This window comes from Acinetobacter sp. YH12201 (assembly GCF_013418145.1).
GTDB lineage: Bacteria > Pseudomonadota > Gammaproteobacteria > Pseudomonadales > Moraxellaceae > Acinetobacter.
On record NZ_VPCP01000104.1, the window covers coordinates 1 to 8,644 of the forward strand.

Annotated in this window: 7 protein-coding genes and 3 pseudogenes; 1 reads left to right on the forward strand and 9 read right to left on the reverse strand. The window is 41.7% G+C overall.

The window, feature by feature from the left end; genetic code table 11:
- Positions 1 to 123 precede the first annotated feature (123 nt).
- Positions 124 to 261 (forward strand): annotated as a pseudogene (locus tag FTU91_RS14660) (triacylglycerol lipase); the annotation flags it as partial.
- A 69-nt stretch (positions 262 to 330) separates the two neighbouring features.
- Here FTU91_RS14660 and rplS read toward each other — a convergent pair.
- The 9 genes and pseudogenes from rplS to FTU91_RS14705 all read right to left on the reverse strand — a co-directional run.
- The gene (gene rplS / locus FTU91_RS14665; RefSeq protein ID WP_086197174.1) at positions 331 to 705 is read right to left on the reverse strand and encodes a 50S ribosomal protein L19; all 375 of its coding nucleotides are present in this window, start codon (positions 703 to 705) and stop codon (positions 331 to 333) included.
- Between the two features lie 135 nt (positions 706 to 840).
- Positions 841 to 1,581 carry a tRNA (guanosine(37)-N1)-methyltransferase TrmD gene (gene trmD, locus FTU91_RS14670; protein ID WP_180082698.1) on the reverse strand — a complete coding sequence of 247 codons (741 nt, stop codon included), beginning with the start codon at positions 1,579 to 1,581 and terminating at the stop codon, positions 841 to 843.
- 28 nt (positions 1,582 to 1,609) lie between these two features.
- Positions 1,610 to 2,158: a ribosome maturation factor RimM gene (gene rimM / locus FTU91_RS14675; RefSeq protein WP_092820169.1), complete on the reverse strand. Its 549-nt coding sequence runs from the start codon at positions 2,156 to 2,158 to the stop codon at positions 1,610 to 1,612.
- Between the two features lie 30 nt (positions 2,159 to 2,188).
- Complete coding sequence (gene rpsP, locus FTU91_RS14680) at positions 2,189 to 2,446, reverse strand: 30S ribosomal protein S16 (protein ID WP_092820170.1); 258 nt, start codon at positions 2,444 to 2,446, stop codon at positions 2,189 to 2,191.
- 138 nt (positions 2,447 to 2,584) lie between these two features.
- Complete coding sequence (locus FTU91_RS14685; RefSeq protein WP_180082700.1) at positions 2,585 to 3,028, reverse strand: type IV pilin protein; 444 nt, start codon at positions 3,026 to 3,028, stop codon at positions 2,585 to 2,587.
- On the reverse strand, positions 3,015 to 3,554 hold the full coding sequence (locus FTU91_RS14690; protein ID WP_180082702.1) for a type IV pilin protein: 540 nt from the start codon (positions 3,552 to 3,554) through the stop codon (positions 3,015 to 3,017). Before FTU91_RS14690 ends, FTU91_RS14685 begins: the two co-directional genes overlap by 14 nt.
- 9 nt (positions 3,555 to 3,563) lie before the next feature.
- Positions 3,564 to 7,937: a pilus assembly protein gene (locus FTU91_RS16705; protein ID WP_257221756.1), complete on the reverse strand. Its 4,374-nt coding sequence runs from the start codon at positions 7,935 to 7,937 to the stop codon at positions 3,564 to 3,566.
- 27 nt (positions 7,938 to 7,964) lie between these two features.
- Positions 7,965 to 8,528 (reverse strand): annotated as a pseudogene (locus tag FTU91_RS14700) (pilus assembly protein PilX); the annotation flags it as partial.
- Positions 8,529 to 8,534: 6 nt separating this feature from the next.
- Positions 8,535 to 8,644, reverse strand: a pseudogene (locus FTU91_RS14705) (IS701 family transposase); the annotation flags it as partial.

Below are 8,644 nucleotides of genomic sequence, written 5' to 3' on the forward strand. Positions count from 1 at the left end.
GCAAGAGATGCGATGGATGTCTGATTATTTGTAGTCATAAATTTAAGTCCCCACTTGTTTCTAAGTGGGGACTAAATTAAGGCTTATAGGATGAATTCAGAAGGTGTGTTCAGCGGACGCTTACAAACCATCCGCGATAACTATAACTGGAACCATTTAGATGAAGTCAATCAAGTCCTTGGTTTGAAATCTTTATTTGCACCAGACCCGGTAGATGTCTACCGCCAGCATGCCAACCGTTTGAAACAGCAAGGCTTGTAACCACTGAAATGTCAGACATAAAAAAATGCGCCAACAGGCGCATTTTTTTTACTCGTATAAAACTTAAAATTAAGCTTTAGTTTTACGAGCTGGCAATTTTTCACGAATACGTGCAGCTTTACCAGACAATTCGCGTAGGTAGTAAAGTTTAGCACGACGAACGTCACCACGACGTTTCACTTCGATACCAGCAACGATTGGTGAGTGAGTTTGGAATACACGCTCAACACCAACACCGCTAGAAATTTTACGTACTGTGAATGCAGAGTTCAAGCCACGGTTTTTCTTAGCAATAACAACGCCTTCGAACGCTTGTAGACGTTCACGGTCGCCTTCTTTTACTTTTACTTGGACAACTACTGTGTCACCTGGTGCAAAAGCTGGGATGTCTTGTTTAAGCTGAGCATTTTCAACAGCTTGTACTAAAGGATGCTTACCGCTCATGGGGTATCTCCAATAATGTGTGGCTCAGAAGGGTCTGAATTCCACTGGATATAGAGGCTAAAGCGCATATACCCGATTATATTTCTTTTTATGCTTGACCGCTTCAATGCATAAAAAGCCTATTAACGAATACGATTAAGTATTCAAATCTCGTAGCCATTTTTTTTGCTGGCTGGTCAGCTCAACTTTTTCCACAAGCTCTGGCCTGCGTTCCAAGGTGCGTTGATAGCGCTGCAAAAACCGCCATTTTTCAATATTGGCATGATGCCCGGATTTAAGTACTTCAGGCACCTCCAAACCTTCAAAATGGTCTGGCTTGGTATATTGTGGGCAATCTAGAAGACCATCCACAAATGAGTCTTGCACGTGAGATTGTTCATCTGACATGGCACCCGGAAGTCTCCGGATAATACTGTCCAATAAAACCATCGCAGGCAGTTCACCACCCGACAAGACGTAATCTCCAATTGACCATTCCTGATCAACATAATGCTGGATCAAACGTTCATCGACCCCTTCATAACGTCCACACAGTACAATCAATCCGTCATATTGAACGAAATCTTGTACCGCAGCTTCGTTTAAGGTTTTACCTTGCGGTGACATATACACCACAGGCACGTTCACCGCTCCTGCTTCTTGCGCAAGCTCTTTGGCATGGTTGATTGCTTTTGACAGAGGTTCTGCCATCATCACCATACCCGGACCACCACCAAATGGACGTTCATCCACTCTTTTGTAGTTGCCCTCAGCATAATCGCGTGGATTAATACAAGTGACTTGTACTATTTCACGTTTTGCCGCACGCCCGCTAATACCGTAGGCTGTAATCGCTTCAAACATTTCAGGAAAAAGCGTAATGACTGCAAAAAACATCGCAGACTCCCGTATTTCCGAAAAATTGTTAGTAGTCTACGCCCCAATTGACGTAGATACGACCAGCTTCAATATCAACGCGTTGTACCACATCTTTATGCCATGGAATCATACGCTCTTCAGCATCAACGCTATCTGGTGTTGCGTGAACCACCATCACATCATTGGCACCGGTTTCAAACAGTTCATGGATTTTACCGAGATTGACTTCCTGGTCTTCTTCATTCAGACCTAACACAGTTAAGCCTTTTAAATCTGACCAGTAATACTCGTCCACACCTGCTTTCGGAAGCTGCGCTTTTGAAATCCAGACATTTGCGCCAACCAGTTCATCCGCTGCAGTACGATCACTCACACCTTTTAGCGAAACAACCAGGCCTTTGCCATGCGGTTTCCAACGTTTTACATCTACTGTTTGCCAACCTGCTTTGGTCTCAATGTACCAAGGCAGATAGTCAAAGATGTTGCTCATAGGTTCTGTATTGGAATAGACCCAGAGCCACCCATTTAATCCATAAGCTGAACGTAACTGTCCAATCTGAATACGATCTTCGGGAACATTCTGTGTTGGTGTCATGGGCAAACTACTACCTAATTTATATAAAAATTATGCAGCAGCTGCAGCTTTCTTAGCTTGAGCAGCTAAAGAAGCAACACGTTCAGAAGGTTGAGCACCTTGTGCTACCCAGTGAGCAAAACGGTCAGCATCTAAACGAAGTTTTTCTGCTTTACCTTGAGCTGTAGGGTTGAAAAAACCGATACGTTCGATGAAACGACCGTCACGTGCGTTACGGCTATCAGTCACAATGATTTGATAGAATGGACGTTTTTTAGCACCACCGCGTGCAAGACGAATAACAACCATGATAGAACCTTATAGTTTTTACGGATTATCCCTGTACCGACCATCGATACAGCTCAAACCCCTTTCATAGAGGGCAGTATTTTACGCGAAGTTTGCCCTGAATGAAAGATCTAAACGTATTTATCCGCAGGTTTGAATTTATTTCTCTGACCAAGCAGAACAAGTATCTGTTGTTAAAGGTGAATCCTTACCTTTAAACCAGCATTGGCGCCCTGACTGATCTAAACTTAAGGCACCATTCCCTTTTTGTGCAGCTGTTGAAATAGGCAAAGCTGACAGGGTATATGCTTGATTAGATGCATCAATTGCCAAATTAATATTGTATAAAGCTTGATGGCTTGGAAATGTACTATTTCCTCCAATACTCACCAATGTTGCATTTCGATAACTATGATTCATCGCCTTATAACTTTGCAAACGCTGCGCGAGTTGCATCAGCTCCGTTTGAACCTCTACACGATTGGCACGGACTTTATAACTAGTATAGGATGGCATCGCAATTGCAGCCAAAATAGCAATAACAGCCACCACAATCATGAGTTCAATCAGTGTAAATCCGCGCTCTTGATTACCAGTTTTCATTATTTGTAGTCCCACAAGTATATGTTGATACCATATCTGGAGTCCGAGTTTGACAACGTACACCTTCACTAGTCAACAATAAATCATAATTACGTGGTTGTTTTAAGGTTGTACCTGTTTTAGCACGTTCAACCCGTATCACCCAATTTAAACCACGTACAGAACTTGAATCTGCGGTTTCATTACCATCTGCGCCTGTTTGTATAGACAAAGGCTTCTTGGTGGCTAAATCCAATAAAGTAAGGGTGAATTTAGTATCTGAACCATCTACAGGAATTGCTAAAGTGCCTGTGGATGGTGCATAACCTGTATATAAGTAGGTTGCATCAAAACCTTTATAGCTGAAGTTTTTAGCTTTGAATTTTTCTAGCTCTGTCGCTATTCGCAATGCTTCCTGCTTTGCTAAAGCAAGATCTTTACGCTGAATATATGCGGCATAACTCGGAATCGCGATGGCTGCAATGATTGCGATCACAACGACCACAATCATCAGCTCAATTAGGGTAAAGCCTTTCTTGAATTGCATACTCCCCCCTTAACGCGACTCATACCAACGCATTTGCTTGAGTTTTACCTGTGTATCAAACAACTGGCATTGAGGTAAGTTTTTATTGGCAGGTAAGCTACAATCCAGTGCAGATGGCTCATCACGATTCACCACTAGACTCACCGTATTTGCATTATTTCCATAACCCTGGCCCAAACCTGTACCCAAAATACCTGCACCAAGTTTTACCCGACCTGGTTTGTTTCCAGTGCCTGAATAGAAACTACACTTCCCTGTAGGTAAACAATATTGATACAGATAAGAGTCACCCGCTACACCTGCACCACAATTTCCGCCAATACCAGTACCATCACGATCATACACATTGACGTATAGCATGCCATCTAAAGCATATAATTCATTCATGCCTTTATAACGACCTGCTTTTGCACTATCAAAATAAGCTTTCCAACCACCATTGTATATATTATCTTGCCCACGACGTGCTACACCACTATCGAAGTTAAGTTGGGTTAAGCTTTCATCTTCGGTATATAGTGTGATGCCTGTTTTATACAAGTCCTGACGTGCTACATCATTGTCATACACTACAAATACGGCATCATTAGCACTTACTGTAGTAGAGTTTAAACCAGCTAATGGCGAACTACGGTTACCCGAACTAAAGGCAACTGCAGCAAAGTAGCTCCCATCATCTTGATGAATAGAAACACTCGGCATTTCATAAAAACGAGGACTCAGACCAGAACCCTGATGCTCTGTAAACAAACGAACTACGCGTGTTGCAAATTTTGCAGTATCTGTTGCTCGGTTATTAAAGTCGACACGGAACGCCTGTCCACCCAAGTCACCAAAATACAGATGATCTGTTAAACCATCTCCATCACGGTCAATCGCATTAATTTGAGAAACAACACTATATTTTAACTGATTGTTTTGAGTAAACCGGCTGGCACCTGTTTTTTCACTATCACTCGCCCACCACAGTAAATCGCCATTGTGTGCATCAAACATATACACACCATTACCTTTGGTCGAGCTTGGGTTTGCATTAGAAGTTTCATAAACAGGGTCGTAACCACCACCGACAAACATTACAAGCTTGCGCGTATCTCCCCAATTCACATAAGCGAGAGTCGGTTTTGACCAACTTTGCCCCATTTGTTTGAGTGCAGCAGAAGCATTATCTGCATCTGGATTGATATGGAATTTCAATTCAGGCTTTTCAATGTCAGTTAAGTCTAGCGCATAGTAACTTTTGCCACCCATACGCAAACCACCATACACCCACTGCATACCTATCAGGTTCTGCGCATCTTCTTCATCGCTGGCTTTACGCCCGGAATCTTTCACCGTTAATGTTCCATCACTTTTTGAAACATATTGGGTGTGAGCTGTCCAAGGGCCGTCTACGCCATAAAATAAGTTGTTCTTACCTGAGCCTGTATATTTGCCACTACCTATAAATGCATTTTTTTGATTTTTCATCATCTCATGCGGTACAAAAGCAAATACTTCTTCACCTTCATCATCCACCACATGTAACGCGCCCTGCGTAGAACCAAACATCAGATAATCTTTACGGCCCGTTGTAGTCAACTTACCATCTGCAACCGTAATTTTTCCTTCTTGGGTCAGCATGATTGGCGTAGAGTGCATCACACTTCCAAGCTCTCGGTACTCAGCTTTACTGGTTAAATCAGCTAAACTCGCAATGTTCTCTGTAATACCTACATCATAACCTAGGAAATTTAACCAATAGTTTTTATCGGCATCATACTTGAATTTGGCAATATCCTCATTGTCTGCAAACAAAGTCATTAAATTCACTTGCGCTAAACTGCTTCCTGAGTCTGCGGTATGATCTTCTTTAATGATTCGATTAGTAAACACTTTACGCTTAGAGCTAAGATCGCCATTTGCAGCAGTAAGTGTTCCAAGTGCCAATTGACCTTTAACACCATTGGTCCATAAACCTACGGCATCTTTATTGAGTGCGCCTGTACTTAAAATTAAACGTTGTAAGTTTTTATCCACCAATTCGCCATTTCTTAAATTATATTTATTTAAATTCCCAGCCCAAAGCTGGGTATTCTCCTGAGGTTTTGGTTCAAATGCCGCATAATAACCGTATGGCTGCAACTGAACTGGATTTAAGCTGTCTACTGGAATAGTTGGACTACCTGTTGCAATAGGTTCAAAGTCTGCCCCAGCTTTGTCTACAAAATCAAGAATACTGTTTTTAATATCTTCTGAATTTTCAGCATAGTAGAATCCACCATCACCATATTCTGCACTACCCCACAAACAGGCATTTTTTGAATCTTGATTTGGTGCACTGTTACAATCATAAGCACCATTCGCATTTTTAGGAATGCCTGCAAAAGATGAACCAAAACCAACTACCGCTGTTTTGATATTCATATCTGCAGGGTTCTTCTGAGTGTTGGATAATAACGTACGATTACGCAATTTTTTCGCGTAGGCACCTATATATTCCCAACCACCAGTTTCACCCGCAAACAGGTTCGATTTTAGCGGTACAGGCGTGAGACCCATTGGTGTGCCCGAAAACGCATAAGCACCATTGGATAATGAGTGATTCATAATCGTACGTGCCATAGTGTCTTTAGTCGAGTTTGGCGCACCGTCTGTTAAAAAATAAATCCCGTTACCATCACAACTTTCAGTACTTCCACCCGCTGCATAAAGATTGCCTTTTTTTGCCCCATCAACAGAATAAATAAAACCACCAGCATTATCAATTGGTTGGATCACTGTTTCTGTTGTGATTATATCCCCCCAAGGGCGAGCTACAGCATACTCTTTTTGTTCACATCGCGTTTTGCTCCCACTTCCTGTCATATAAGTCCGATTATTATTCATATTATATGTTTCATAATGCATTTGACCCTGTGGGTTTCGTGCATTTGGAATAGGGTTCTCCCCCATTACAGGGGATAAACATTTGTTTTGTTGTCTTTCCTCCGGCGAAGCAGGTCTCCACCAATTACCGCTTTGAACACATAATGACGTCCAGCTTGACAACACATTAAATCCACTTGGACAGTTTTGAAATCCTTGCGTTGTCACTTGTCGCGTTACTGTTCCACTTTTAATAGAAAATGGACTGGTACGATATGACACGATACCAATTGTTCCACCAGCATAACCTGTCCACACTGTACCAACAATCGGCTCAATATCCATCGGCTCATTATTGACTTTCATCCAACCACCATAACGCCAGCCTTCGGGCATCTTGGAAAACACTTCCCATGCAGAGTCCATTGAACCTACTTCATTTTTAAATGCCGCCTGACTCGTGATTTGTCTCCAGCCATTAGGACTTGTAGAGTCGGGTTTAAATACACCACCATTTATCGTTCCTGTAGTAACTGTTCTATTGTTCCCATCATACTCAGGCCAATTATTGATACATTGCTGTACTGTTGCCCCCAAAGCATTCGTGGTTGTAGTCCCGACCTCTACACAAATAAAATAAGCTTGGGCTGAGCCATTCTGCATGGCCATATAACCATCGTAAATGGTATTGACCTGCCCACTATTTGTACCCGTGCCACCTGTGGTGGTTCCCATCATATAAGCACCTGCTTCTGCATAAGCATGTACGGTTGGGGTACCACTTGCAGCCTTAGTGACATTTGGGTAACTATTACTGGATAACTTTAAATTTGGATTAGATGTGCCATCTTCATTTGTCGTGGTATCGAGTGATTTAATATTCGCGATTTCTTGAGCAATTTTAATCCGCTGTGCATCATTTAATGGTGCATTAGGTACTAAAATACGCCCAGAGTGACCATCGGTTAAACGATTGGTCGCAGTACCAATGGTTAGTTCAGTCTTAGATGAGAATTGCCCCAAACCCATTAACACATTTGGTCCCAATTCGTTACTGACCAATAAAGGTATAATTGCATCTTTTAAACGAGAAAGACGATCAAACTCCTGTACCCATTGACCATTAATTTGCTTGCGGCAGCCACGCATATAATAATCAACTGAAGTTCCACCAATATTCACAGTCTTTTTGATCGCTGTTCTGTTTGTGGCAGGGTCTTTTAAATTATATGCCCACTGATAAATATTATAGGTTGATCCACGGGTATTGTTATACTCTGGTACAGCAACTCGATCACACAAAGGTACAGTGACGTCCCCTGGACTACCATAGGCATTGTTTTTTGGTAACACCAAAGAACTAATACCCATACTACCAGAAGTATCCAACATTAAAAGAATGTTGGTTTTACCTTTGGTTGCGTCCTTATAAATTTCAATATCACTCGCAACCGAAGTTTGAATACTTCCACACACTGCCCATGTCATCATCATTGACACAGTGGCAGAAAGAACTTTTTTATTAAACTGTTTCATTTGTTAATCCTCACTGATGCTGTTCAACTACGACACAAGCTTTGGCTGACCACCTACCACATAGTCTGCGCGTTGTGTGTTATAGGGAATATTTAAATCTTCAAAACAGCGTGATACGTTTGCAGCACGCTCTCTAAAGCAACCTTCAATTTCTGCTTTACTTGCACTAGAAAAACTTGGCAAGACTGAAATCACGGTTACGCTAATACTGTTCGACACCACAGGTAAGCTGCTTGAGCCAATACTGGTGTTTTGAGCTACGTGTGCAAATGGCACCACATTGTCTATATTTTTCTTTAAATAGACTTGCGCCAATACCGCTGAACGCCCTGTCGCAAACTGATTGGCTTTACAATAACCTGTTACCCCAATTTTGGTTTTTGAACCTGTACGGGAAATTGCACTGGCTTGACTCATAGAAAAAAATGTACTTTGCGATGCACGGTAGCAAAACACCAACTCATCTTCTGCATTAGCAGCGGAGTTAAAATAGCTATACATACCATCTCGTGCCAATTGACGCTCAACCTGATTTGGATTTTCCAAATTAAATAATGCCGCATTACTATTTTCTAATAACATAGGACTTACGCAGTATTATTTATAGATTCTCTGTGGTAGCAGATGATTTTTATCGAGAATAAAGTCATCAATGAAGTTTTTGATCATTGGTCTAAATAATTTCTTCTGCCAACGATATACATTTT